General features: G+C 42.0%; 15 protein-coding genes. 14 read left to right on the plus strand and 1 reads right to left on the minus strand.

The window, feature by feature from the left end:
- Position 1: 1 nt before the first annotated feature.
- From BMY50_RS01510 to BMY50_RS01575, 14 genes are all read left to right on the plus strand, one after another.
- Positions 2-1,240 carry a PepSY-associated TM helix domain-containing protein gene (locus BMY50_RS01510; RefSeq protein WP_202907721.1) on the plus strand — a complete coding sequence of 413 codons (1,239 nt, stop codon included), beginning with the start codon at positions 2-4 and terminating at the stop codon, positions 1,238-1,240.
- Positions 1,241-1,379: 139 nt separating this feature from the next.
- Entirely contained in the window at positions 1,380-1,979 is a 600-nt protein-coding gene (locus BMY50_RS01515; protein WP_162276507.1) for an RNA polymerase sigma-70 factor, read from the plus strand.
- 77 nt (positions 1,980-2,056) lie between these two features.
- Entirely contained in the window at positions 2,057-3,232 is a 1,176-nt protein-coding gene (locus BMY50_RS01520) for a FecR family protein (protein ID WP_093317294.1), read from the plus strand.
- 113 nt (positions 3,233-3,345) lie between these two features.
- A complete protein-coding gene (locus BMY50_RS01525) occupies positions 3,346-6,696 on the plus strand; it encodes a TonB-dependent receptor (RefSeq protein ID WP_093317298.1) in 3,351 nt (1,116 codons plus the stop codon).
- A gap of 4 nt (positions 6,697-6,700) precedes the next feature.
- Positions 6,701-8,182, plus strand: coding sequence for a RagB/SusD family nutrient uptake outer membrane protein (locus tag BMY50_RS01530; RefSeq protein WP_093323455.1), 1,482 nt, complete (start codon positions 6,701-6,703; stop codon positions 8,180-8,182).
- A 12-nt stretch (positions 8,183-8,194) separates the two neighbouring features.
- Complete coding sequence (locus BMY50_RS28060; RefSeq protein ID WP_093317301.1) at positions 8,195-10,747, plus strand: glycoside hydrolase family 38 C-terminal domain-containing protein; 2,553 nt, start codon at positions 8,195-8,197, stop codon at positions 10,745-10,747.
- An 11-nt stretch (positions 10,748-10,758) separates the two neighbouring features.
- On the plus strand, positions 10,759-12,141 hold the full coding sequence (locus tag BMY50_RS01540; protein WP_162276508.1) for an SGNH/GDSL hydrolase family protein: 1,383 nt from the start codon (positions 10,759-10,761) through the stop codon (positions 12,139-12,141).
- Positions 12,141-14,486, plus strand: coding sequence for a GH92 family glycosyl hydrolase (locus BMY50_RS01545; protein ID WP_093317309.1), 2,346 nt, complete (start codon positions 12,141-12,143; stop codon positions 14,484-14,486). The genes BMY50_RS01540 and BMY50_RS01545 overlap by 1 nt, the downstream gene beginning before the upstream one ends.
- A gap of 47 nt (positions 14,487-14,533) precedes the next feature.
- Positions 14,534-16,804: a GH92 family glycosyl hydrolase gene (locus BMY50_RS01550; protein WP_093317314.1), complete on the plus strand. Its 2,271-nt coding sequence runs from the start codon at positions 14,534-14,536 to the stop codon at positions 16,802-16,804.
- 68 nt (positions 16,805-16,872) lie between these two features.
- Positions 16,873-18,363 (plus strand): sialate O-acetylesterase, encoded by a 1,491-nt coding sequence (locus BMY50_RS01555; protein WP_238383643.1) that lies wholly within the window; start codon positions 16,873-16,875, stop codon positions 18,361-18,363.
- Positions 18,364-18,420: 57 nt separating this feature from the next.
- Positions 18,421-20,073, plus strand: coding sequence for an RICIN domain-containing protein (locus BMY50_RS01560; protein ID WP_093317317.1), 1,653 nt, complete (start codon positions 18,421-18,423; stop codon positions 20,071-20,073).
- Positions 20,074-20,263: 190 nt separating this feature from the next.
- Complete coding sequence (locus BMY50_RS01565; RefSeq protein WP_093317321.1) at positions 20,264-21,943, plus strand: arylsulfatase; 1,680 nt, start codon at positions 20,264-20,266, stop codon at positions 21,941-21,943.
- 38 nt (positions 21,944-21,981) lie between these two features.
- Complete coding sequence (locus BMY50_RS01570; RefSeq protein ID WP_093317327.1) at positions 21,982-23,379, plus strand: sulfatase family protein; 1,398 nt, start codon at positions 21,982-21,984, stop codon at positions 23,377-23,379.
- A 212-nt stretch (positions 23,380-23,591) separates the two neighbouring features.
- Positions 23,592-24,089 carry a hypothetical protein gene (locus BMY50_RS01575; RefSeq protein ID WP_093317332.1) on the plus strand — a complete coding sequence of 166 codons (498 nt, stop codon included), beginning with the start codon at positions 23,592-23,594 and terminating at the stop codon, positions 24,087-24,089.
- 60 nt (positions 24,090-24,149) lie between these two features.
- On the opposite strand, the gene BMY50_RS01580 is transcribed toward BMY50_RS01575, so the two are convergent.
- Complete coding sequence (locus tag BMY50_RS01580; RefSeq protein ID WP_093317338.1) at positions 24,150-26,471, minus strand: GH92 family glycosyl hydrolase; 2,322 nt, start codon at positions 26,469-26,471, stop codon at positions 24,150-24,152.
- Positions 26,472-26,709: the final 238 nt, after the last annotated feature.

Genomic DNA, 26,709 nt, shown 5'->3' on the forward strand with positions numbered 1-26,709 from the left:
TATGGAATCGAAAAGAAAATCAATGGATGCACCTCCAAAGAAAGCGGGTAAAAGCTTGATTAGCAAAATCATCGCTTGGATACACTTGTGGCCAAGCTTAGTGTCCGCTGTTATTCTAATTTTTGTATGCATAACGGGAACAGTGATTGTGTATTGCGATGAAATTATGGAATGGTCGGCAGGAAATGCGCGTTATGTGCAAGAAATTAAGAAAGAACGTTTGTCTGTCGAGCAGCTCGTGGCTAATTTGCGGCAGGAATTTCCCGATCGTCGGAATCCAGGATATATGGTAAGCTATAAGGATCCCAAAAGAAGCGTCCGCTTCAATATGTTTAGCAAAGAACTCGGACTAAGGATGGTCTATGTTGATCCATATACCGGAAAAGTGCTTAAAGATGATGGCACAATCTATTTCTTTTATATTACGGCCCACCTGCATAACTCACTGCTATTGGGGAAAACAGGTGCCTGGGTTGTAGATATTGCTACGATCATTTTCCTGATAGAGCTGATAACTGGATTGGTACTGTGGTGGCCAGCCAAATGGACAAAGTCTACACGTGATGCTAGTTTTAAAGTGAAATGGAAAGCGAAGTTTAAGCGATTAAATTATGATTTACATAATGTGATCGGATTTTATGCGCTTTCTATTTGTCTGATTCTCACAGTAACGGGGATGATCATCGCATTTAAGCCATTTGCTAAATTTACGATAGAAGCGTTTGGAGGAAGTGCCTCGCACGATTGGGAAGCGCAATTACCTGCATTTGACGCATCTAAACGGCCTTCAGATATCAACCGTACCATTTCAGAGCTCTTTGCTGCTCATCCAGATAAAAAAGAAGCCCAATTAGAAACTTTTAAAATTGATTCGGCTGGAACGTTGGGGTTGCGATTGGCACGAACTATAGGACTTAAAAGCGCAGATGACGCGCATGTTTTCTTTGTTGATCGTTACTCTGGAAAACCTGTAGCGGCACCAAAAGAGGCAAAAATGCATGAGGTGGTCGAAAATTGGTATTGGAGTTTACATATGGGAACATGGATGGGGCAGGTAGGAAAATTAGCTACCTTTATTGGTGGACTGGTAAGCACCAGTTTACCCATCACAGGTTTTTTAATCTGGTGGGGAAGACGACGTAAGAAAAAAAGCAATGTGGATGATATAAAAACAAAAGTTTCCATAAGTACGCCTTTGAGAAGTTATAAACCTAAAATGATGAAGCAGGCGAATAATTAGGAGCGATGCGAGAGGGTCAATGCAATAGTAGAAAAGCGATAACAAAAGAGAGAACGAGCGTCCGAACGTGAATTCTCCAAAAAAGCCATTGCTAAATCGTTTTTTATTTCTACTTTAGCCAAGTATAAACCTAATACAAGTGGCATTGATTTCTCTTGAAAAGGAAGCCGATCTATTGAGCAGAGTATCGAATGGCGATGAAAAAGCATTCGAACGGCTCTTTTATGCTTATTACGATTCGTTGGGTGCTTTTGTCTACCAGCTTACTTCTTCTCAAATATTGGCCGAGGAAATAGTGCAAGAGGCTTTTATAGAGGTGTGGCTACGTCGGGAATCTTTAACGGGAATTGCGTCATTCAAGAGCTTTATGTTTGTCCTTACCAAGAATAAAATGCTGAATGCTTTAAGGAAAATAGCAAGCGAAAAACTCAGAAACTGTGTTTGGCAAGAAAGCCTTGAACCTTATCAGTCGGCAGAACCTGTTGAAGACCCTATTGATCACTATAAATCGATACTTGAAGAGGCCATCCAAAAATTACCACCACAGCAGCAAAAGGTGTTTAAATTAAGTAAAATAGAACGCCTGAAACAGGAAGAGATTGCCCACCTGCTCAACCTGTCGCCCGAAACAGTAAAAAAACATATGAAATTGGCGTTGAAATTCCTGCGCAATTACTTCGCGGATGCACGTATTGACATGCCTTTGCTCGTAGTGTTACTGAGTCGCTTTTTTCGTTAATTTTTTCGCTGTATTACCCCTTTTTATTTTTGACTGTGTCTTTATACCAAATAAACCAATTGGCTAATTAATTATAAATGGAAACCAAGTTGCGCATCTTGTTCGAAAAGTATTTCAAAAAAACAGCTTCGCCGGAAGAAGAACTGGAGTTTTTTGCTTTGCTACAAAAGAACGAAGAGGATGGATCTCTAGAAGAATTATTGGAAAAAGCTTATCTGGTTTATGAGGAAAGTGAGCCCTTTTTTAATGCTGAACAGACAGGTCGGATGATGAACCAGATAAAGCAAGAAACTGCCGCGAAAGCTAGTATCAGGCGATATCACATATGGCAATATGCGGCCGTTATCTTGCTTGGTTTGTGCCTTGGGCTTTTTGTTTATAATTATATCGCCAAACCGGTAAATAACATGGCTGTAAAGCAGAAGACGGTTGTAAAACGGGATGTAGCACCAGGAAATGAAACAGCTACTATTACTTTATCCGATGGTCATACAATAACAGTGGAAGAGATGGCAAATGGTTTATTCAATGATCAGGGAAATGTTTTTCTGAAGGAACAGAGAGGTTTATTGAATTATGCCGCTATTGGGGCGGGTACTAAAGAGGGCGCGTTTCATACCCTTCAAGTGCCGAAAGGTGGACAATACCGGTTGGTACTGGCTGATGGCACGAAGGTTTGGTTGAATGCAGCTTCATCTTTACGTTATCCCACTCATTTCGGTGATAATATACGTGAAGTTAGCATCACCGGTGAAGCGTATTTTGAGGTAGCCCATGATGCCAACAAGCCTTTCTTTGTTAAATGTGAAGGGCAACGTATTCAAGTTTTAGGGACACATTTCAACGTGCGTGCTTACCCAGATGAGCGGCTAGTCAGAACTACTTTATTAGAGGGAAGCGTGGTCTTAACAAAAGATGATGTAGCAGACGATGTCACTAGTTTGCAACCGGGAGAAGAGGCCAGTCTGTTGGAGGGAGGAGATATGAGGGTTGAACGTCTAAGCGATGTTACTATACGCGTTGGCTGGACAAAAGGTTATTTTACCTTTTATCGGGCCGATCTTGGAACTGTGCTACGCGAATTGTCGAGGTGGTATAACGTGGAATTTAATGTGAAGGTGCCCACCACAAAAACTTATACCGGTAAAATTAACCGTAAACTGACGCTATCCGAGCTGATGAATGGTCTGGCTCTTTCTGGCATTTCTATTCAAATAGAGGATAAGGATCATATTATTGAATTACCAAAATGACTTATAACATAGATGAAGCGTATGAAAAAAAATGGAACTTATCATAGCTCAACATGAATGATTAAAGGAGCAATTATAGATTTAAATTAAACAAACCTAACATTAAGATTTATATGATCGCAATTAAAAACAAGGCGAGATGGGTTGCTATTGGCCTTTATTTAAGAAGAAAAGCACAAAAAAAGAGGATATCAGGCTGCATGCTGATCATCTCCTTATTATTGAATACTTCGGTGCTTGCTGCCCAGAACATCAACCTTAACATGAAAGGTGCCTTACTGGCAGAAGTTTTTGCTTCTATTGAAAAGCAGTCGGACTACACTTTTTTTTATAACGACCAACTGCTTGATCAGACACGTAAGGTGGATCTAGCTATCAAAAATGCCTCCGTGGAAGACGCCTTGAAAGCGGCTTTAACTAGCTTTCCCCTGGCGTATGAAATTAAAGGAAAGACCGTTTTTATTAGTGAAAAACACCTCGCAATTCCGACAAAAAGTGCAAAGCAATTGGCGTTGCACGGAAAGGTAGTTGATGAAGCAGGGTTACCCCTTGCAGGGGCCTCTGTACGGGTAAAAGGGGCTACGGCGGGGGCTTTGACGGATGGGAATGGCACTTTTACTATACGAGCTGCTTCGGGTGCTATTTTGGTTTTTTCTTACGTGGGTTATTCTGAAAAAGAAGTATCGGTTAGCGATACGAGTATGCTTACCATTACCTTAATTGCGGCCAGTAATAGTCTCGAACAAATTGTAGTGGTGGGTTATGGTACTTCGCGCAAAGGAAATCTTAGTACTGCTGTGGGCTCTGTAAAGGGGGACGAGCTACTGGAACGCCCCTCTGCACAGAATCTGTTGCAGGGAATGGCTGGCAAAATTGCTGGGGTAAACATCAATTTAAATTCCGGTAAACCAGGGGGCAACCCAGCGATTAAAATTCGGGGTACAGGTTCCATTAATGGTTCAAATACACCGCTCTATGTAATTGATGGTATTGTAGGGGCAGATCCAACTACTATTGATCCGAATATCATCCAATCCGTGGATGTCTTGAAGGATGCCTCTTCCGCCGCAATTTATGGATCGAGAGGCGCAAACGGTGTGGTAGTCATCACCACAAAAAATGGCGACCCTAACAGTTCTCAAATTGCTTTTGATAATACCTTAAGCCTGGCCTCACTACCGCGTGAACTCGACTTGCTGGATGCTACGGAAAGTTTGGAAATGTTCAAACGCCAATATGAATATGTACCGGGTAGAATTGCCCCTCATTTAGATCCCAACAATTTTTTTGCGCATAAGCAAGAGTTGTTTAACGACGATGGAACGCCTAAATATAATGTGAACTGGCAACGTGAAGCAACACGCTTGGCGGTATCGCACCAACATGCCTTGACATTTTCCGGTGGTAAAGATAATATTAAAGTGCTGGCCAACGTGTCGTATCGAAATAATGAAGGTATCATGTTGAATAGCTATTACAAGCAACTGAACGGTTTTTTAAACCTGGATTGGGATGTAAAACCCTGGTTAAACATCAAAGCCAATCTCAACACCGGCGGTTACCAAAGCAATAATATCGATAATAATACATTGGGATTGAATGCATTGCGGCAAAGCTTGGAATATTTGCCTTTCTTACCTATTACTTACCCGGATGGTACCTATTCGAGAAAGGGAGATTATCCCGGTGCAGAGAACTCAGAAAATCCTATTAAATTACTCAACGAAGTGAAGAACGTTACGGGGAGGACACAGTCTTTGGGAAACTTGATGGCAACGTTCCACTTATCAGATAAAATCGATTACCATGCTTCAGTAAGTGGGCAGCTATCCTCCAGTTACAACTTGTACTATGGTGGTAGGACCGTATACGATGTAGCGGAGAATCAGCAGGGAGTTGCCGAGAGGGGGCACACAGATTTTGGTTCATGGACGACTGAGCATTATTTTTCTTATAATACCAGCTGGAACAAACACCACCTAAATGCGGTAGCAGGGGCAAGTTGGTATTATTATGTTACGTCTAACGACCGCGCTGGAGCGGAAGGATTCTTTGATGATTTTTTTCAGTACAATAATCTCGGAACAGGAACTACACCACGCATACCCAGCTCCGGAAAAACGGAGAACCAGTTGAACTCTTATTTTACAAGAGCAAACTATAATTTCGATGATCGTTATCTTTTGGGGGCCTCTTTCCGGGTAGATGGTAGTTCGCGTTTTGGTGCGAATAACAAGTATGGTTATTTCCCCTCGTTTTCTGCTGCTTGGCGTATTTCACATGAGTCTTTTTTCAAAGAAATGAATAGTGGTATCGACGATTTAAAGCTGAGAGCAAGTTACGGTATCGTCGGAAATGCGGAAATAGGTGATTATGTTACGCTGAATCGATATAACAATGGCCAGGCGGTCTTTAATAATAATTATGAGTCATCCGTAACGCTGGCCGGTCTTGGAAATCCAGATTTGCGCTGGGAGAAGGCTAAGCAGCTGGATATTGGCTTAGATATTAGTTTGTTAAGCGGTCGCCTGTTGTTGACGGCAGACGTGTATAACAAGCGAAACGATGATTTACTTTATCTGCGAAAATTACCATTAACAACAGGTTACACCAATGTATTTGATAATATTGGAAGTATCCAAAACAGGGGTATTGAGCTTGGTATCAATACAGTGAATGTGAAAAAAAGCGATTTTACCTGGACTACCGGTTATAACTTTTCTATCAACCGCTCGGAGGTTATCGATATCAATAACGATGTGATTTATCCTTGGTTTGGCCGAATTATCGCCGGAGGTCCTCTAAATGAATTTTTTGGTTATGAACGCTTAGGGGTATGGGGAACGGATGAGGCAGAACAGGCCACACAGTATGGAAAAAAGCCGGGCGATATTAAATATCGCGATACCAATGACAATGGTGTAAAAGACGCGGACGATCGGGTCAATCTGGGCAATGCCATGCCAAAATGGGAAATGAATATGACGAATACGTTAAGCTATAAAGGGTTTTCGTTATTTATTGATTTGCAAGGCGTGTATGGAAATCATGTGATCAGCCTTGCCAAAGTACTCATGGTTAATCCAGGACCTAATGTGAACAGCTTTAAATCTATCTTAAATGCCTGGACACCTCAAAATCAGGAAACGATGCTCGGACAATTGCGGGTTAACTCAGATGGTTTTGATAATGAGGGGGGCGATTCATTCAACGTGGAAGACGGCTCTTTCCTGCGCGTACGTAATGTGGGTTTTGCTTACCGTTTCAATAAAGACTTCCTACAAAAAATAAAATTGAATACCTTAACACTGGGCGTTAATGTGGAGAATGCCCTGCTTTTCACTGGATACACGGGCTACGATCCGGAAGTGACTTCCTTCGATGCCGCCTTAAATCAGGGCGTGGATGTTTATCAATATCCCAAACCCAGAACAATCTCTTTTTCGCTTAAAACTAGTTTCTAACGTTATGAACAAAATCTTCAAAATATCCTTAATGATCTTGGTGCTTTTCAGTTCCTGCAGTAAATTTTTGGAAGAGGAACCTGCCAGTTTTCTGACAACTGATCAATACTATAAAACGGAAGATCAGATCCAAGCAGCGGCAAATGGCACTTATGATGGTTTGAACATGCCTTTTTCGAGCGAAATTACCGTGGCGGCTAGCCCTGTATATGCGTTGGAGTATATAACCGGATACAGTCGACGCCCACGCCCTTCTGGTGGTGCAGACGATCAATTCTTACTCTTGCAGAACATCGAGAATTCAAACGGTCGATTTGAAACCTGGTGGAGCTCCACCTATATACCCATCGAAAACTGCAATAGCTTTATTGCCAATGTGTCGCAGACGACGGTAATAAACGAGGAAAAGAAGAACCGATTTTTGGGTGAAGTGTATTTTCTACGTGCTTACTACTATTTCCGTGCCGTGCGATTGTTTGGAAGCATCCCGTTGAAAACCGAGCCTACACAGAATCTGGAGAATATGCTGATAGGTAAAACACCTGTAGAGGATATTTATAATCAGATTGTAAGCGATTTACAGTTTGCGGAAAACGCGGGTTTGCCCTGGACCGATAAGAGTGGCCGGATAAATCTGGCAGCCGTAAAAGGACTATTAACAGAAGTATATATGACAATGGCGGGCTATCCTTTGCAAAAGGGTGCATCTTATTATCAAATGGCTTACGATAAGGCCATGGAGGTGATCAATGGAGGTGAATATAGCTTGTTTACCAGCTATGCTGACTTACGTGATCCTGCTCAGAATAATGCGGGGGAGCATATCTTGATGAATCAACGAGACCAACGAAATGCTACCAGCATTATCCATTTTAATTTCGTGCCTTACCCAGAACCTCCCGAACCGGTATCCGTTATTCCGAACTTTGGTGGGGCCATGGCGCCTACCTTGGCCTTTTATAATTCTTTCGCGGTCAATGACCTGCGTAAGCAAGAGAAACAGTTTTTTTACAATGTAAAATACGTAGGTGATGTTGTGGGTAAATTAAATCCGTTTATCTATAAATTTTGGGATGATGCAGCGGAAGAGACTTCCCGATCAGGTGCTAATTTTCCTTTAATGCGTTATGCCGATTTATTACTTTTATGTGCAGAAGCAAAAACGATGGTAGACGGAGGATCAACTGGTGATGCAGCGGCTGTTGAGGCTTATTATGCAGTGCGCTCGCGCGCTTTTCCGGGAATGGCAAGGCCTGCAACAATTACCTTCGAAGAGGTGTTAAAAGAACGTTACTGGGAGTTATGCTTTGAATTCCATACTTGGTTTGATATGCAGCGAACCCGTAAAGCGTTTGACGTTGAAAATAACCGAATTGTGGATTTGATCGGTTTTAAGACACCCAATCATGTGCATGCTTTCCGCGAACAGGATTTGCTGTGGCCTATTCCCCTTTCGGAAATACAAGCAAATCCAAATTTGAAATAGTTTGCCTGATTCATGAAAACAGAATTGATAAAATCGGTTTTTTGGTTAAGCTTTTGCTTGTTTAGCGTTTTCCTTTCAAAAGCGCAAACGGCTTACTTTGTAGATGGTTATCATGGAGGAAAATGGGGACACTATCCACCTCAATATACGAGCTTTATGGTAGAGCAGTTGCAGCGTCATCCGGATTGGAAACTTAATTTGGAAATTGAACCTGTTACCTGGTCTTGGGCCAAGCAGGTGGATAGGAAAGGTTATAATGCGTTTACCAAATTAATAGCCGATCAATCGGATAAAGGAAGGATTGAATATGTGAACCCTACGTATGGGCAGCCTTATTTATACAATATTTCGGGCGAAAGCATCATTCGGCAGTTTGCATATGGGATGAAAGAACTTAAAGGGCATTTTCCAACAATACAGCTCGATACTTATTCGTCTGAAGAACCTTGTTTCACCAGTGCCTTACCCCAGATTTTGCGTTCTTTTGGTTTTCAATATGCTTCGCTGAAAAATCCAAATACGTGCTGGGGTGGTTATGTTCGAGCATATGGAAAGGAGATGCTTGATTGGATTGGTCCTGATGGTACGGCTATTCCTACCGTTCCGCGTTATGCTATGGAGCAGTTGAAAGATGGCTCGACATGGGAAACCGTTGGCAATTACAATGGAAAAGTCTATATAGAATCGGCGTTGGCAGATGGTATCGAATATCCGGTAGGAATGTGCCTGCAAGATGCAGGTTGGAAAAACGGTCCATGGTTGGGCGCAAATAATGGAGGCTATCATCCTACGGTATATACTACTTGGCGCCATTACTTTGAAAAGGTGAGCATAAAGCGCAACTTAGCGAAATGGAACCTTTCGCAGGAAGATATACAAGTAAGCCTGGTGTGGGGATCGCAGGTTTTACAGCGGATTGCCCAACAGGTGCGAAAGGCTGAAAATAAATTGCTGATGGCTGAAAAATGGGCGGCAATGGATCATGCATTATATGGAACAGTATGGTCCGATTCTGTCTTTAGAGGGGCTTGGTATCCACTTTTATTGGCGCAACACCATGATTGCTGGATTGTGCCTTACAATAAGGTAGATAGCTTGGATTGGGCAGCGAAGGTGCGGCAATGGACAAGCGTCACGGAGCAATTGGCAGACGAGGTAATGGCGAGTGGGGACACTTTGGAGTCTATTGTGCCAACGACGTTAATTGTGCGTAATACCTTGCCTTATGAACGTAACGATATAGTGGATTATATACTACCGGATGCGCAGGTTGACACGGGCTTAGTGGTGTTGAATGCAAAGGAAGAGACAATGCCTACCCAGTGGAGCCATCAGCCTGATGGCTGGCATCTGTTATTTAAGGCAAGGGTACCGGCTATGGGAGAAGCTTTATACCGACTGGCGAAACGAAAAGATAGGCCTGTTCCTTTTGCAAAGGTATTACAGGAGGGAGAAGAAATGGCAATAGAGACCGATAAATATACGATTCGCTTGAACAGCGGTTTGGGTGGAGTGATCACGAGCCTACGGATGAAAGATAGAATGGATAAAGAGCTTGTAGATACAAGAGAAAATAAAGGTTTCAACGAGCTGAGAGGTTTCTTTTATGATGAGCAACGCTTTCGTTCAAGCACGGAGCAAGCGGCGAGTATTGCACTCTTGGAGTGCGGCGCGGTGCATCTGAAACTCTTAATAAAGGGTGAAATAGCGGGACATCCCTTTACTCAACGGATTTACTTAACAAAAGGCGAACCTCGAATCGACTTTGAATTGAATATTGATTGGCAAGGGCAACCGCATATTGGACAGTTTAATGAGGAAAAGCTTCGAGCGGAAAATAGGGAGAAAGCTTTCTATAATGATCGTTATAAATTGCTGTTACTATTTCCGACAAACTTGAAGCGACAACATATTTCCAAAAATGGTCCTTTTGATGTAACTGAAAGTAAATTGAATAATACATTTTTCAGCACTTGGGATAGCATCAAAAACAATGTATTATTAGATTGGGTAGATGTTAGAGATGGGACGGCGCAGCAAGGCCTTGCTTTGTTTAGTGATCATACGACTTCTTATGCGCACGGGGAAAAACATCCGCTGGCTTTGAACGTGCAATATGCAGGAAAAGCGCTGTGGGGACGAAATTACGGAGTGGACGGGCCTACGCAAATAAAATATAGTATACTACCTCACGAGGGGGATTGGGCAAAAGGCCAGCTGTGGTATGCAAATGACAAGTTAGTAAATCCTTTGAAAGCGCAAATCCGGAGCGATTGTGCACGAAAAGGGGAGCAATCTTTGTTCAATTTTAGTAAGCCAGGCTATCAATTGACCAGTTTGCAGTGTGTTGGCGATGATATACTACTACGTGTCTTCAATGCTGCAAGCGACGGGGCACCACTGAAAATAGGAATGGACCTACCGGTGAGTAAGGCTCATCTGGAAGATTTGAATGGGAAAACAGGCGAGGATTTAAAAATAACACATCAGCATAATAAATCAGAAGTATTTGTACAAATGCCTCGTTTTGGTTTTCGTACGATACGGATCAAGATAAATAACTAATATAGATGATTATGAAAAAGGTTTTCCTTATATGGATTTTGTTAATTATTTGTAGGATATCTTATGCACAGTCGGTCCAACCCTTTAAGAAGGGTGATCGGGTTGTATTCGCAGGTAATAGTATCACAGAGGCAGGATTGTATGAAAATTACATATGGTTGTATTACATCACTCATTTCCCCGAAGCGAGGTTGCAGGTTTTCAATGGTGGGATAGGGGGCGACGTGGCGGGTCAGATTTATGATCGCCTACAGAAAGATCTATTGGCCAAAGATCCGTCTGTGCTAGTGCTAACCTTTGGCATGAACGATAGTAAATATTTTGAATATAGGGATACTACCAAAACAATACAAGTAACGAAACAGGCAGTTGACACTTCTTATGCCAGTTTTTTAAAAATTGAAGAAGTGTTGAGAAACCGTTCGGCTATCCGAAAAATTATGATGTCTTCTTCTCCTTACGATGAAACCATGCGGAATAAGGATAACTATTTCAAAGGCAAAAGCCATACCCTAGATCTTATTACTGCTTTCCAAAAGGACGCGGCAGTGCGTAATAACTGGGAATATATTGATTTATTACATCCTATGCTAGCTATTACGCATCGGGAACAAATGAAAAAACCGGATTTTACCATAACGGGACCAGATAGGATTCATCCGGGTAGTGCAGGGCATTTTGTGATGGCGTATCTTTTTTTAAAAGATCAGGGACTAGCCGGAAAGCCAGTAGCTGATATCCGCATTCTGGCGAAACAAAAGAAGCTTGTGAAGGCCTTAAATGCCAAAATCACGCATATTCAGGATGATGGAAAGGGCTTTAGCTTCCGTTATTTAGCAAAATCATTACCTTACCCCATTGATACCTTGCCGCGTGTTTGGCAAAATGCCCAAATCCAAAGGGATGCTTTAAACCTTATTCCTTTTACAAAGGAATTTAATCAGGAAGTGATGGCCGTTGATGGCTTGGATGCAGGCAACTATGCCTTGAAAATTGATGAGAAGTTTATACATACTTATAGCGCGGATGAATTGGCAAAAGGTATTAACCTAGCAGAAATGACGCAAACACCACAATATCAACAATCGCTCCGGATCATGGAGCTTAATCGGAAACACCGCGAGCTTGAAGGTAAGTTCAGGAATTATTATTGGGTAAATTATAACTTTTTGAAAGAAAAGGGCTTGTTACTCAACGATAGTGAAGTAGCACGAGATACCATCATGAACCATCAGGAGGATAATGGCTGGTTAAAAGCGAAGACGGCCGATTATGAGCAGATCCGGGTATCGAGCTCCCGTAAGCAGCTGGAGCAGGAAATGCAAGCGCTACGGGACGAAATATATCGTGTAAATAAACCAATGGAACATCGTATTACTTTAACGCTCTTATAATGATATCTCAAAATAGGCAAATATGGATCGCTCAGCTGGTGATACTTTTTATGATATCTTTTGCAGCTTGTTCTCCACCTCCTAAAAATGGGAAGAAAACCGCAGTGGATTACGTAAATCCTTTTATTGGCGCAAGCACTAGTGTGGGCGCAGCGGGTGTATATCATGGTTTGGGAAAAACTATACCAGGGGCTACAACACCTTTTGGGATGGTACAAGTGGGGCCTAACACCATTACCGGAGGTGATAATGGCTCCGGTTACAGCTATGAACATACAAGTATAGAGGGCTTCGCTTTTACACAAATGAGTGGCATCGGCTGGTTTGGTGATTTAGGAAATTTTTTAGTAATGCCTACCGTCGGTCCGCTCAAAACGGCTGCTGGAAAAGAAGGAAAAACGCCTGGCTACCGCAGCAGTTATGATAAGGAAAGTGAACAAGCTTCGGCGGGTTACTATGGAGTGAATTTAACTGATTATCATATCAAGGCAGAGATGACGGCTGCGCCACATAGTGGAATGCTTCGATTTACCTTTCCTGAGAATGAGCAGTCGCGCATACAGATTGATTTGGCACGAAGGGTTGGAGGTACAGCTATCGAACAGGAAGTCCGTGTGTTAGATGATCACAGTATAAGTGGATGGATGCGATGTACACCTGAAGGGGGTGGTTGGGGCAATGGTGACGGGCAGGCTGACTACACCGTTTATTTCTACGCTGAGTTTAGTAAGCCGCTCAAAGATTTTGGTGTTTGGCGCGCAGCAATTCCTGATACGGCACATCGTAAACGAGAAAATGTGGAAGCGGATTATTATCAGCAATGGGTGGCTGATGCTACTATTGAAGCAGGAATAAAGGACGCAAAGGGTAAACATTTAGGTTTTTTTACCTCGTTTGAGACGGAAGGGCAGGAGCAAGTATTGATGAAAGCAGGTATTTCTTTTGTAGATGAGGCTGGTGCAAAACAAAATGTGAACACAGAGATAAAAGGGTGGGATTTTGAGGAAGCGCATGAGCATGCCCGTCATTTATGGTCGGAAGCATTAAATAAGATGCAGATTGCTGGTGGAACGGAAGAGGAAAAAACCGTGTTTTATACGGCGTTATATCGAACAATGCTCGATCCGCGATCCTTGCAAGACCTAGACGGTCGATATCCGGGCGGGGATGGGAAAATACATAAGGCGAATAAAGACCACATACGTCGAACTATTTTCAGTGGTTGGGATGTGTTCAGAAGCCAGATGCCTTTACAAAGTTTAATCAATCCACAGGTAGTAAGTGATCTTATTCAGTCGTTAACCAACTTAGCAGACGAAAAGGGGAAAAACTATTTTGAACGATGGGAGCTACTTAATGCGTACTCGGGCTGCATGATTGGGAATCCCGCTGTTAATGTATTGTCGGAAGCCTATACAAAAGGCATCCGAAATTATGACGTAGAACGTGCTTATCAATTAGCCGTTGGTTCTTTGGAAAAATTTGGTAATGGGACAGACCTTTATACGGCAGGTAATCAAGGAGTATCGCTTACATTGGAATATAGCTATAACGATTGGTGCCTCGGTAAACTGGCGGAACAGTTAGGCAAACAAACGGAGGCTGATAAATTCTTTAAACGGTCTTTGGCTTATCAAAAGCTTTTTGATAAAGAAAAAGCTTGGTTTAGACCGAAGGATGGTCGTGGAAATTGGCTGCCTTGGCCTGCAAACGGGAGAGAAGAACAATGGTATGGCACGATTGAATGCAACCCTTATCAGCAGGGCTGGTTTGTGCCACATGATATCTCAGGTTTGGCAGGCTTGATGGGCGGAAAGGAAAAAATGCTAATCGATTTGGAATCTTTTTTTGAACGTACCCCCGCTGATTTTAGCTGGAACGACTTTTATAATCATGCCAATGAGCCGGTTCATCATGTTGCCTTTTTATTTAATAAACTGGGTAAACCTTCTTTAACTCAAAAATGGACAAGGCAAATATGCGAACAAGCTTATCGCAATGCAGTAGAGAAGGGGTTGGTAGGAAATGAAGATGTTGGCCAGATGTCGGCTTGGTACGTATTGGCGTCGAGCGGTATCCACCCGATTGCAGCGGCCGACGGCACTTATGAAATTACTAGTCCGGTATTTGATAGCATCCGCATTCGTGTTGATAATAGGAGTGGTAAGGACGGGGAAAAGCATTTTACGATTGTTGCTCATCATAATTCTCCGAAAAATCGCTATATCCAGTCGATCCAGTTAAATGGTAAACCCTATCATCGGTCTTATATTTCACATGAGGAAATCATGAAAGGGGGTGACCTTGTGCTTGAAATGGGGGATACACCACAAGATAATATTTAATGAATGATGACACAGCAAGTTAACTTACAGACAAACTAACATATCAGATGAGAAAATCGCTCTTTTTACTACTTACTTTTTGGGTTCATTTTGCTGTTGCGCAGAAGGCTGATTTACTCAGGTATGTAAATACCTTACAGGGAACCGACTCGGAACCGAAACTATCTTATGGGAATACCTATCCCACCATCGCACTGCCTTTTGCGCAGCATTTCTTTTCGGCACAAACTGGAAAAAATGGTGATGGATGGAAGTATAAGTATACGGATAACAGTATTCGGGGTTTTCAACAAGTGCATCAATGTAGCCCGTGGATGAACGATTATGCGGTGTTTTCATTGATGCCAGTATCGGGCGCTCTGAAAGTGAAGGAAGACGATCGGGCTAGTACATTTAAACATGAAAATGAGTTGGGGAAGCCAAATTATTATCAGGTAACATTCGACAATGGGATAAAAACAGAGATCTCGCCCACGGAGAGAGGAGCGCATATGCGCTTTAGCTTTCCAAAAAAAGACGAAGCACATTTGGTGCTGGATGGTTTCCTGAAAACGGCTGCGATCAAGATTATGCCGAAAGAAAAGAAAATTATCGGTTATGTTAAGAATGGCTTGTTTACGCAGGAGAATTTTAAAAATTACTTCGTGATGGAGTTTGACCAACCTTTTAGCGCCTTTGGTACTTGGACGGCAAAAGGCGAAGGTGTAAATACAGGAGAAGTTACCATTGACGGTGAACAAGTGGGGGCTTATCTGACATTTAAAAAAGGAGCAAAGGTGCAGGTAAAAATGGCTTCTTCGTATGTCAGTGAAGAGCAAGCGGTATTGAATTTACACCGCGAGTTGGGAGGTCATAAAAACTTGGAAGAGACAAAGCAAGAAGGGGCTGCTGTTTGGAACAAATTGCTGGGTAGAGTGTTGGTAGAGGGCGGCACGGAGGAGGAAATGGCGACCTTCTACTCTTGTTTATTTCGGGCAAATCTCTTTTCGAGGAAGTTTTACGAGTTGGATGAAACAAATAAACCCATTTATTTCAGTCCGTATGACGGAAAGATACACAAGGGATATATGTACACAGATAACGGCTTCTGGGATACCTTTCGCGCTCAATTTCCTTTGAATAATATCTTGCATAGAGAAATGCAGGGGCGCTACATGCAGTCGCTTTTGGACGCATACGATCAGTCGGGATGGCTGCCCACTTGGTCAAATCCGGGTATGTCGGGTGTAATGCTCGGTAATCACGCCATCTCTTTATTGGCAGATGCTTGGGTGAAGGGCGTGCGTACTTTCGATCCGGAAAAAGCATTAGAGGCTTACTTACATGAAGCAACAAACCGAGGGCCTTTTGGCGGATCTAATGGTAGAGAGGGATGGGAAAGTTATTTTATCAAAGGCTATATTCCTTATGGGAAGATTCATGAAACAACAGCCAAAACACTGGAGTATGCGTACGATGACTTTTGTGCCTACCAACTAGCTAAGGCTATTGGTAACGACTATTATGCTGGAATATTTGAGCGGCAGCTATACAACTACCGCCATGTGTGGGATCCGGAGGTTGGATTTATGAGGGGGAAATTGGAAGATGGTAGTTGGATGCCGAATTTTGACCCAATAGAATGGGGTGGTGCTTTTACCGAAGGAAATCCTTGGCAATATACGTGGTCGGTATTCCACGACTTAGGTGGTTTGGCTAATTTGATGGGAGGAACCAAACAGTTTATTGCGAAGCTTGATACCTTTTTTAACATGCATAGTCGATTTAAGGTAGGTACCTATAAACAGGAAATACATGAGATGACCGAAATGGTATTGGCTAAAATGGGTCAATACGCACATGGCAACCAGCCTGTACAACATGTCGCTTATGCTTATAACTATGCAGGCGAACCCTGGAAAACACAGGCTCAAGTACGTAAAATTATGCGTCAGCTATACAATGCCTCTCCAAAAGGTTTTCCAGGAGACGAAGATCAAGGGCAAATGTCTTCTTGGTATGTAATTAGTGCACTTGGTTTGTACAGTGTATGTCCAGGAACCTCACAATATAATGTAGGCAGTCCGGTTTTCAAGAAGGCTACAATTAGCTTGGAAAATGGGAAGAAATTTATTATTGAAGCGGAAAATAACAATCGGCAAAACGTGTATATCGAGTCTGCCAATCTGAACGGGAAGCCTTTCGATCGCAATTGGCTTGACATGGGAGAGATAGAACAAGGTGGCGTCTTTCAATTGAAGATGAGCAGTCAACCAAACAAACAACGCGGAAAAAGGGAAGAAGATAAACCATTTTCAATCAGCAAGATGAAACCATAATATAAACAAACACATTAAACTATAGTGTTTGTTTTGCCAAGTCGATAAAAATTATAATAACGGTTGTTATGACGTGTTTGAAAAAAATTTATATCAGTATTTTTTTAAGTGGAAGCTTGGTCAGTGCCGCAGGGCAGACGACGCATTTGCATATATCACCGGTTTTGCAAAATAAGATGGTGGTACAGCAGAATAAACCTTTTAAAGTTTGGGGAACGGCAAAGGCCGGTGAAGAGATTGAGGTGAAGGCCGATTGGCTATCGAGTAAGGTGTCGGTCACAGCCACCGAAAAGGGACACTTTTTGGCAATATTAGATGTACCTGCTGCTAAAGCGGGTGATTTTAGAAATCACCAAGTGGAAATCCGCACAAGTGACGAAGTAGTCATGCTTGACTCTTTACTCATAGGCGACCTGTGGTTTTGCTCTGGACAATCGAATATGCAATTTTCACTAAAGGAAGATAAACATGCGGCGGAAGAATTGCCGCATGCGGCTGATGCTAATTTGCGTCTGTTTAATGCTGGCCTTAATTTTAGTGAAGAACCATTAGATTCGATAGCCGGTAAATGGCAGCTTTGTACGCCAGAAACGGCAAAAGACTTCAGCGCGGTTGCTTACTATATGGCGAAGAAGCTACGGGATTCATTACGTTATCCAATTGGTGTGATTTTCACTGGTATTGGAGCATCGGCAGCACAGGCCTATGTTCCCAAGGATGTTTTGGCAACAGATTCGCAGTTGAACAAATCTTACTTGGCGCCATATTTAGCTAGCCCGAAAGCAAAAGAGGAAATAGATGGTGGATTTTCTTTCGAAAAAGTAACACGTCCTTATTTGTTATACAATGCGATGATTCACCCTTTTCGAAATCTCTCTATAAAAGGCTTCTGTTGGTATCAGGGGGAAGCAAATCATTTTGAAAGGAAAATATATACTCATTTAACACAGACATTAATAAGTGCTTGGCGTCAAGTATTTAAGCAGGGTGATCTGCCCTTTTACTACGTGCAGATTGCTCCTTTCTATCATGAAAAAGAAGACCCTGCTTTGGCCTTTGATGCTTTTTTCAGGGAAGCGCAGGAAAGGATTGCCGATCTGAATAATACCGAAATGATTGTGAGTATGGATGTGGGAGAAGCGAGAGACTTACACCCCAAAGATAAACGGCCCTTGGGCGAGCGGCTAGCTTATACGGCTTTAAACCGTACTTATGGGTACTTGAATGTAACCTATAAGGGGCCCAAAATGTTATATATACAGTATGAAGGTAATAAGGCAATTGTGCATTATGCAGCACAGACAATAGTAGGCGGACTGACCACTCGTAATGGTGAGTCGCCTGCTTTTTTTGCCTTGGCTGGTGATGATCAGGTGTTTTATCCGGCAAAAGCTAAAATTACAGAACATACTATTGAACTGACAGCGGATAGTGTAACGAACCCCGTAGCTGTTCGCTATGCTTTTTTCAACTATCCCGTCACTAACCTACAAAATGGTGCTGGTTTCCCAGCCCTGCCTTTTCGAACCGACCATTGGCCTGAACCGCTAATCAAGTAAACTAATATGCGATGTGTTAAGTGGATTGATGCCTTTTAAACCATTAAATCTTAAATTATGAGAAAACAATTAATGTTCACGAGCTTATGCTTATTGCTTTTTACCAGTGCTTGTCAGCGTGTTATGAAAGAAGTAGACCAGTCTGCCTCATTGCAGGTAGCATCCATCCCAGATTACGTTGTTGTGACGCTCAAGAACGTGGCAAGTAGTAAGTTGATGGAGGTGGCAGGAGACCCTCTGTATAATAAAAAATTTGGCGACCAAGCTAAATTGCAGCAATGGGAAACATCTTTATCGGATGGAAAGGTTAGTCGATGGCAGAAATGGCATTTGATTTATCGCACGACCGTTGATAATGTTAAGTATTATCATATTAGAAATTTGCACAGCGGAAAGTTGATTGATGTACCCGGAGCATCTGATTCAATTGGCATGCAAATACAGCAATATGCTGCTTTTCCTTTTTTAGGAGATCAGCAGTTATGGCGTTTGGAGGAGCAATCAAGCGGAACTTCGTTTAAATTGGTGAACAAAGGAAATGGTTTAGCGTTGGCGGTAGCTAATGGAACAACAGCGAATGGTGCTGCTGTCATTCAGGAGAATGCGGCGAATGAAAGCCGGCAACTTTGGAACATCGCCGTTGAAGAAGACGATACTTACCGTGATGACGAGGTAGTTCGCTTTTTCAACAGAAATGAGTCGGAGCAGGGTTCGGTGGCCTTTGATCAGGGAAATAGTATTTTGTTGAGCTGGGGATCGAATAATGGTAAGGTATTATGGGTGACACAAGATGCGTGGGATGGCACTTCACTAACGGCAGATGATAAATTTCCCTGTAACTATTTCTTCAGCTACGGAAATTCTATGCTTTTACAACCGTCGCTTACGGACTGGAATAATCTACATACACCTAACGTAACCATCCCAGGAGGAGCGAATGGTCGACCGAGACAAGTCTGTACTATTCAAACGGATAATACCTTCGCTTGGCCTGGTGTAGGCGTAGAAATTGGTGATAAAATTTATGTACACTGTGGTGAGGGGTCTGGTTTAAATGCAACAAACCAGTCGCTCTACGTTTTTACACAAAGCGCCAGTACGACTTGGCAAACACAACGTACATTGCCCAGCGGAATGAGTGGTCAAACGGCGATTCTTTATGCAACGGGTATGGCAAAGCCAGGAGATGGCTATGTGTATGCTTTTGGTAGTGAAACGGTGGGTTTTGGCTATGAAAGCTATATTCATGTCGCCCGTTTTTTGGAATCGAACCCGCAGCAATGGGAATTTTTTAATGGCACCACATGGACCGCTACTCCTAACACAGGAGCGGGTTCAAAAGTAGCCGACGGATTGGGATCTAGTGCGGTATCGTATCTTAATGGAAAGTACATCTTAATGACCATGGACCAAGGTTTTAATTGTGATGCAAATCGTCATATTTATTTAGCTACTGCTGACAGTCCGACCGGGCCCTTTACGGAGCGTAAGGCGGTGTATACCATCAATGAATACTTCTACGGCCAATATGCACGCTATTATACGCCCGCGATTCATCCTCATTTTGACAATGGACGGAATGAACTCCTGTTAACTTATTGTTTAAATTATTCTGCCTGCGGTTTAGATGGATGTCAGGAAGGAGTTATTGACCCATATTATTATCGTGTTAAAGGTATTCGTGTACCTTATGCCATGATTGGATTGTAAATTGTCGTTATGAGTTGCTCGTTATTCACATCACCAAGCTTGGTACAGCGTTCTTACGAAAAGAAAGTTGAGACAAATTTGCTAGACTTTGATTCAAAATGTATACCCGTTTTGGTTACTTTTGGTTAGTTGAAGGTTAACTGTGATATCGAGGAAGCCTGTATACTAGTCTAAATTATAAAGATTAAATATGAAGAAAAATTTATCGGTTATCCTTTTATTTATTGTGTATACCGTTCATGCAAAAATACATGTCGATAATACACCGGAAAAGAAAGATACACGACCAAATATTATCCTCATTATGGCGGATGACCTTGGCTATTCCGATCTAGGTTGTTATGGGGGTGAAATCAACACACCAAATTTAGATAAAATCGCAAAGCAAGGCTTACAGTTTACGCAATTCTATAATATATCTAGGTGTTGTCCCACACGTGCCGCACTGCTTACCGGAATGTATAACCATTCCGCTGGAATAGGGGATATGACAACGAAGCAAGATGATCAAGCTTACAAAGGCTACCTGGGGGAAAATACAGTTACCATTGCGGAAGTGCTGAAAGAGGCAGGATATAGAACGGCTATGGCTGGTAAATGGCATGTGTCTAACACCTTAACGCAATCCGATCCTAAGGAGCAATTACGTTGGTTGAACCATCAGGCTGCATATCCTTTGTTTTCTCCTTTGGAGCAATACCCAACCCAAAGAGGTTTTGAAAAATTTTATGGAACGATCTGGGGCGTGATTGATTTCTTTGATCCTTTTAGCCTGGTGGAGGGAACAAGCCCTGTGAAAAATGTGTCGAAAAATTACTATCATACTGATGCTATAAATGATAAAACCGCGGAATACGTGCGTGAGTTTAGCAAAGAGGATAAACCTTTCTTTTTATATGTAGCTCACAATGCGCCACATTGGCCAATACAAGCACTTCCTGAAGATATTGCCAAATATGAGAATACCTACAAAGAAGGTTGGGAAACCATTAGACAGCGCCGTTATGAGAAAATGGTGCAGCTTGGGTTGATCGATTCGACAATAACCAAGTTATCTCCGCGGCATCCTGGGCAGATGAGCTGGGCTGATAATCCACATAAAGAATGGGATGCAAGGGCCATGGCTGTTCATGCGGCGATGATTGACCGAATGGATCAGGGTATCGGCAGAATACTAAAGACGCTGGAAGAAACCGGTGAAATAGGTAATACGATTATCGTTTTTTTGAGCGATAATGGGGCGAGCGCGGAGCGCAGCGATCAATATGGGCCGGGTTTCGATCGACCAAGTGAAACGCGTGATGGCCAGCATATCTCTTATGCTACTGATAAAAGCGTTATGCCGGGAGCACAGACGACCTTTTTCTCCATCGGTCCGAATTGGGCTAATGTAGCCAATACACCCTATCGCTTATGGAAGTCGCAATCAATGGAGGGGGGAATACATACACCTATGCTTGTTTCATGGCCAAAGGGTATAGCGCACAAGGGAAATAGAAGTGCACGTGTTAGCCATGTGATGGACTTTATGGCTACTTTCATTGAGGTAGCCAGTGCTACTTATCCGCAAGAATATGCAGGAAAGTCAATATTGCCATTAGAAGGACAGAGTTTTGTTTCCGTGCTCAATGGTGAAAATGCTAAAGGACATAAAATTTTATTCAATGAACATGAGGGAAGTAAGTATGTACGCCAAAACGATTGGAAGTTAGTGATGACAAAAGAGGATGAAAAATGGCATCTTTATAATTTAACAAACGATCCTACGGAATTGAATGACTTAACGCAACAGTATCCCGATAAGACAAAATCCTTGATAAGCTTGTGGGATGATTGGGCACAAAAACATCATGTTTTACCAAAACCGTAATCAGAAAAACTCTTGAAGTAACAACGAAATGATATTTTATGAAAAATGTTCAGAAAAAATTAGTTGGGTTGTTGTTGGCAACAGCCATAAGCACCTCGTTATATGCTAAACCAATTCATCATTATAAAGAAGAAAGGCCGAACATCATTATCATTATGGCTGACGATCTCGATTCGCGACAGTTGAGCTGTTATGGAGGACAGAATATTCGTACCGAAAACATTGATCAGTTGGCTTCTGAGGGCCTGAAATTTAATTCTATTATTGCGTCGGAAGCGATGTGTATACCTACAAGGGCTTCCTTGTTCACTGGCTTATATCCAGCGAAACATGGTGCTTATCAAAACCATAAGCCCGTATACGGACATTTGAAAAGTGTGGTTCACTATTTGAATGAAGCAGGCTATCGCGTGGGATTAACCGGTAAGAACCATGTCACTAAACCAACTTCCGTTTTTCCTTTTGATAGGATTGCTGGTTTTGAGCCGAATTGTGTGTCAAAAACGGATGATTATACCTTGGATAGTGTAAGACATTATATTCAACAAAAGGATCCTTTCTGTCTTTTTGTAATGAGTATTAACCCGCATGCGCCTTGGACCATGGGTAATCCTAGCGAATTTGACCCAGCTAAACTGAAATTGCCAGCACATTGGGTGGATACCAAATTAATAAGGGAGCAGTTCTGTAAGTATTTGGCAGAGGTGCGAAGGTTGGATAATCAGGTTGGCGATATCATGAAATTATTGAAAGAAACAGGAACTGAAGAAAATACTATTGTTATTTTTCTGGGTGAACAAGGGCCGCAATTTCCGGGAGGTAAATGGACACTGTTTGATAATGGACAGAAAAGCTCGATGATTGTTAAATGGCCAGAAAATGTAAAAGCTCATACGGAAACGGATGCCATTGTACAGTATGAAGATATTACACCTACTTTGATAGATATCGTGGGTGGTAAACCCGTAACAGGTTTAGATGGATTGAGTTTTAAAGAGGTGCTGCAAGGAAAAACTGAAACACATAGGGAGGTGGCTTATGGTATTCACAACAATATACCCGAAGGGCCAGCGTATCCGATAAGAAGTATAAGAGACCTTCACTATAAATTTATCCGGAACTTAACACCCGATTCTACTTATTATATAAAGTACATGATGAATACCAGCAATGAGCAATTGGCGTGGACTACCTGGGTGCATAAAGCTACAAGTAACGATCAAGCTAAAAGGCTCATACAAAGGATTCAACACCGCCCTGCGATAGAATTGTACGATTTACAAAAAGATCCATATGAGTTAGAAAATTTAGCCGACAAACCTGCTTATCAGGATGTGGTTGACAAATATGCAAAGCATTTGGATGCTTGGATGAAAGCACAGGGAGATAAGGGGGTGGCCATGGATATTCCAATTAATAAAAATGGAAAAGAATAATATGAAAAAATGCAAAGGTTTTTAGCTAGGCTTTGCTTGTTATTGCAATCATTTTTCTTATCTGCACAAAATAAAAAACCGAACATCGTACTCAATATGGCGGATGAGATGATTTACTGATCAATATGGGTTTTTACCAGATACCACGTACAGCTTAAATAGGTATTTCGATTTTGGTTTGTTATCTTAGATAAATATTTAAGAAATATTTTATGAACCTAAAGATAACATCCATCGTAGCAGCTATAGGCTTCATTATAATCTCGTGTGGCCAGCGCTCAATAAAACAAGAGGGAGAACATGCTAAGGACAGCACCACAATAACATCTGTTGCTACTAATGCGGTTATTCCCTTTTTTGAAGCGAAAAACTATTTTGTTAAAAACACGTATAAAAATGAAGAGGTAGCAACCTTAAAAATTACCTCTCAAGAAGAATTTGATAACGTTTTTGGCCCTGCTACTGTGATGGGAGAAAAGGGAAAACCAACCCAGCTTGATTTTTCTAAACAGTATGCCCTTGCAGTTATTACACCAGTTACGAATAAAGAGACCAGTTTGAGGGTCAATAGTTTAACTTATCGTAATACCGAAATCGTGCTTGATTACAAAATTACGGAAGATGAATCACAGTCATTTACTACCCAACCATTTTTATTGATTTTGGTAGACAAGGAATATAGTGGATCAGTAAATTTTGAAAAAGAGTAAAAGCGATTTCTTTTTTAACTAAAATGGTACTGAAAAGTCGGTCGTCCAAAAGTACTGATACTAGTGCAATATTAATTTTCCACCTTTTACCAATTCTTTGAAGGGCAGTGTTAACGTTTTTAATGTTTTGCCATTGAGTTGGGCCTCTTTGGTATACCCGTTGCGGTTTTCTTCCTGATTTGCATAAATGATAAATTTTCCCTTTCTGGCAGTTTCTGGCAGTGCAATGGTAACCGTATCGAATAGGGGAGTTCCAATTTGAAAACCTGGATTGGGGGAAGTGAGTCCTCTCACGTCAAATATGCCCATACCTGCCAAAACATACCATGCCCCCAATTGGCCCTGATCTTCATCTTGGCCATAACCGTAGCCATGAATGCCATCTGTTCCATAAAATTCATTGCAAATAGCATGCACCCATTTTTTAGTAAGATCTGGTCGGCCAGCGAAATGAAAAAGCCAGGAAACATGCAAGTTAGGTTGGTTTCCATGATTATAGAGGCCTTGTATGCCAGCAAAAGCATCAATTTGCTTACCACCGCCAAAAACATTTTTTTGCGATTCCATGAAGATGCTATCTAATCGTCGGTTAAAAGTCTCCTTGCCGATCATATTCACTAATCCTACGGGATCTTGCGGCACATAAAAGGTGTATTGCCAGGCATTTCCTTCCTGAAAGCCTTTCCAAGGTGCAAGCGGATCAAAATCTTGTATGAATTGACCATTTACATCCTTCGGCCTGATGAATTTTGTGGAAGGATCATAAAGTGTTTTCCATGCACTCGCTAATCTCGAAAAGACCTGATAATCATCTGCCTTACCCAGCGACTGTGCAAATTGTGCGGCGGCGTAACAGGAAAAGGCATATTCAAGCGTGTGGGATGCTCCAAATGCGGAACCTTCTCTATCTAATTCGGGCTTGCCCGTTTTGTCGGGAATAAAGGGTGAGAATCCATTTTTTACAAAGACACCGAGGTCTAATTTTCCTGCTCCAGGAATACGTTTTGCAGCAACCAATTCATTCTTGCGTACTGCTTCATAAGCTAAAGGAACATCGAAGTTTCTCAATCCTACGTTATAGGCTGCGGCAATTGCTAGACCTGTGTAGTTCGTTCCTACACCCGACACGTATTTACTGGTAGCTATACCATCGCCGAGCCAGTTGGCATCCTTATATACAAGAAGCTGACTTTGTATCCAGTCTTCAAAGTACTCTGGATAGGCGATCGACCATAGTTGAGTAAGGTTCCAAAAGGCTCCCCAGATCGCATCGGTATTATAGTGGGCATGGAGCGGTTTTCGATTAGGGCCCAAGGGAATTTGGCCGATGCTACCGTCATTTTTGGGATAAGAACCATTTACATCGCTTGCTAATCCTCTGCCTAACAAAGCATGGTATAAACCAGTATAAAATTTAATTTTATCCGTTTCTTTACCACCTGTTACCTGTATTCTCCCCAAATAATCGTTCCATGTTTTAAAAGCTTGTTGTTTGGCGGTTTCGAAAGAGAGCTCTTTAGCTTCTGCTAACAAATTCTGCTTTGCATTCTCTACAGAGGTATATGACAAACCAACCTTTATCTGAATAGACTCTTTCTCCTGCGTTTTGAACCGAAGATATAAGCCAGCCCCCTTACCTGTTGCCTGTGCTTGCCCTTCTGAAGGTACACTATCGATAAAGGTGCCATATGCAAGGGGTTTCTTGTCTACAACCGCATAAAAGTACATGTTCACCGTCGCATTCTCTTGGTATTTTTTTACATAGGCAGGTTTAGTGACCACATAACCTTCTATGCTATTGTCTTTATATGTCACAGCGGCATCCAAAACGGGTCCGCTTTCGCCCATTTGGTGACCGATATCAAAAATGATATTGGATGAATCTGATGCAGGAAAGGTATAACGATGGAAACCAACCCGCGGCGTAGCCGTAAGCTCAGCTGTTATCTTATAATCTTTCAGTAGCACGCGATAATACCCGGCAGTAGCCCATTCATCTTTCTTGTCGAATGCTGAGCGATATCCGGAAGCTGCGTCTTCTAGTTTACCCGCCTGTGTTTGCAGTTTGCCTGTTGTAGGAGCAAAAACTATCCCGCCAATTTGAAACTCATGAAAGTTCGCGAACCCTTCAATAGAGGTATGCCGTTCGTCGTAGCCCACAGCTTCCCATCCGGAAGCATTTCCATAGCTCCCATTTGTGCTTGGGGCTAATTTGGCCATACCAAATGGTAGGGCAGCAGGTGTGTAGAAGAAATATCGGCTATGCGCTGTTCCGATGTTAGGTTTAACATAGTGAATAAGGTCGTTTGTCTCCTTTGGTTGGCCGGTAACATTTGTTGTAAGCAATATGCTTAACAACACAAAAATATAGTTAGTTCTCATTGCTCAGGTGTCTTTCGCTTTGAATTTAAATTATTCATGGATACCATTACTTGTATGTATGTACATATTGGGTAAATATATTTATAAATTCTGAAATATCAAGTGGTATTTTTCTTTTTAACGTAAATCCATCGGAAGAAAGACGCACCTGTATATTCTAATTTTAACTAATAGATATTGAGATTTTCCGAGCTATCCTCTATATGTATATACAACATACAAACATCGACCGTTGTAG

It is taken from the genome of Olivibacter domesticus (assembly GCF_900109575.1).
Taxonomy (GTDB): domain Bacteria; phylum Bacteroidota; class Bacteroidia; order Sphingobacteriales; family Sphingobacteriaceae; genus Olivibacter; species Olivibacter domesticus.

What these genes read in the sequence shown, in the direction of transcription:
- BMY50_RS01510 (WP_202907721.1), top strand. Translation starts at nt 2, where the DNA reads ATGGAATCGAAAAGAAAATCAATGGATGCACCTCCAAAGAAAGCGGGT.
- BMY50_RS01520 (WP_093317294.1), top strand. Translation starts at nt 2,057, where the DNA reads ATGGAAACCAAGTTGCGCATCTTGTTCGAAAAGTATTTCAAAAAAACA.
- BMY50_RS01525 (WP_093317298.1), top strand. Translation starts at nt 3,346, where the DNA reads ATGATCGCAATTAAAAACAAGGCGAGATGGGTTGCTATTGGCCTTTAT.
- BMY50_RS01530 (WP_093323455.1), top strand. Translation starts at nt 6,701, where the DNA reads ATGAACAAAATCTTCAAAATATCCTTAATGATCTTGGTGCTTTTCAGT.
- BMY50_RS28060 (WP_093317301.1), top strand. Translation starts at nt 8,195, where the DNA reads ATGAAAACAGAATTGATAAAATCGGTTTTTTGGTTAAGCTTTTGCTTG.
- BMY50_RS01540 (WP_162276508.1), top strand. Translation starts at nt 10,759, where the DNA reads ATGAAAAAGGTTTTCCTTATATGGATTTTGTTAATTATTTGTAGGATA.
- BMY50_RS01545 (WP_093317309.1), top strand. Translation starts at nt 12,141, where the DNA reads ATGATATCTCAAAATAGGCAAATATGGATCGCTCAGCTGGTGATACTT.
- BMY50_RS01550 (WP_093317314.1), top strand. Translation starts at nt 14,534, where the DNA reads ATGAGAAAATCGCTCTTTTTACTACTTACTTTTTGGGTTCATTTTGCT.
- BMY50_RS01555 (WP_238383643.1), top strand. Translation starts at nt 16,873, where the DNA reads ATGACGTGTTTGAAAAAAATTTATATCAGTATTTTTTTAAGTGGAAGC.
- BMY50_RS01560 (WP_093317317.1), top strand. Translation starts at nt 18,421, where the DNA reads ATGAGAAAACAATTAATGTTCACGAGCTTATGCTTATTGCTTTTTACC.
- BMY50_RS01565 (WP_093317321.1), top strand. Translation starts at nt 20,264, where the DNA reads ATGAAGAAAAATTTATCGGTTATCCTTTTATTTATTGTGTATACCGTT.
- BMY50_RS01570 (WP_093317327.1), top strand. Translation starts at nt 21,982, where the DNA reads ATGAAAAATGTTCAGAAAAAATTAGTTGGGTTGTTGTTGGCAACAGCC.
- BMY50_RS01575 (WP_093317332.1), top strand. Translation starts at nt 23,592, where the DNA reads ATGAACCTAAAGATAACATCCATCGTAGCAGCTATAGGCTTCATTATA.
- BMY50_RS01580 (WP_093317338.1), bottom strand. Translation starts at nt 26,471, where the DNA reads ATGAGAACTAACTATATTTTTGTGTTGTTAAGCATATTGCTTACAACA.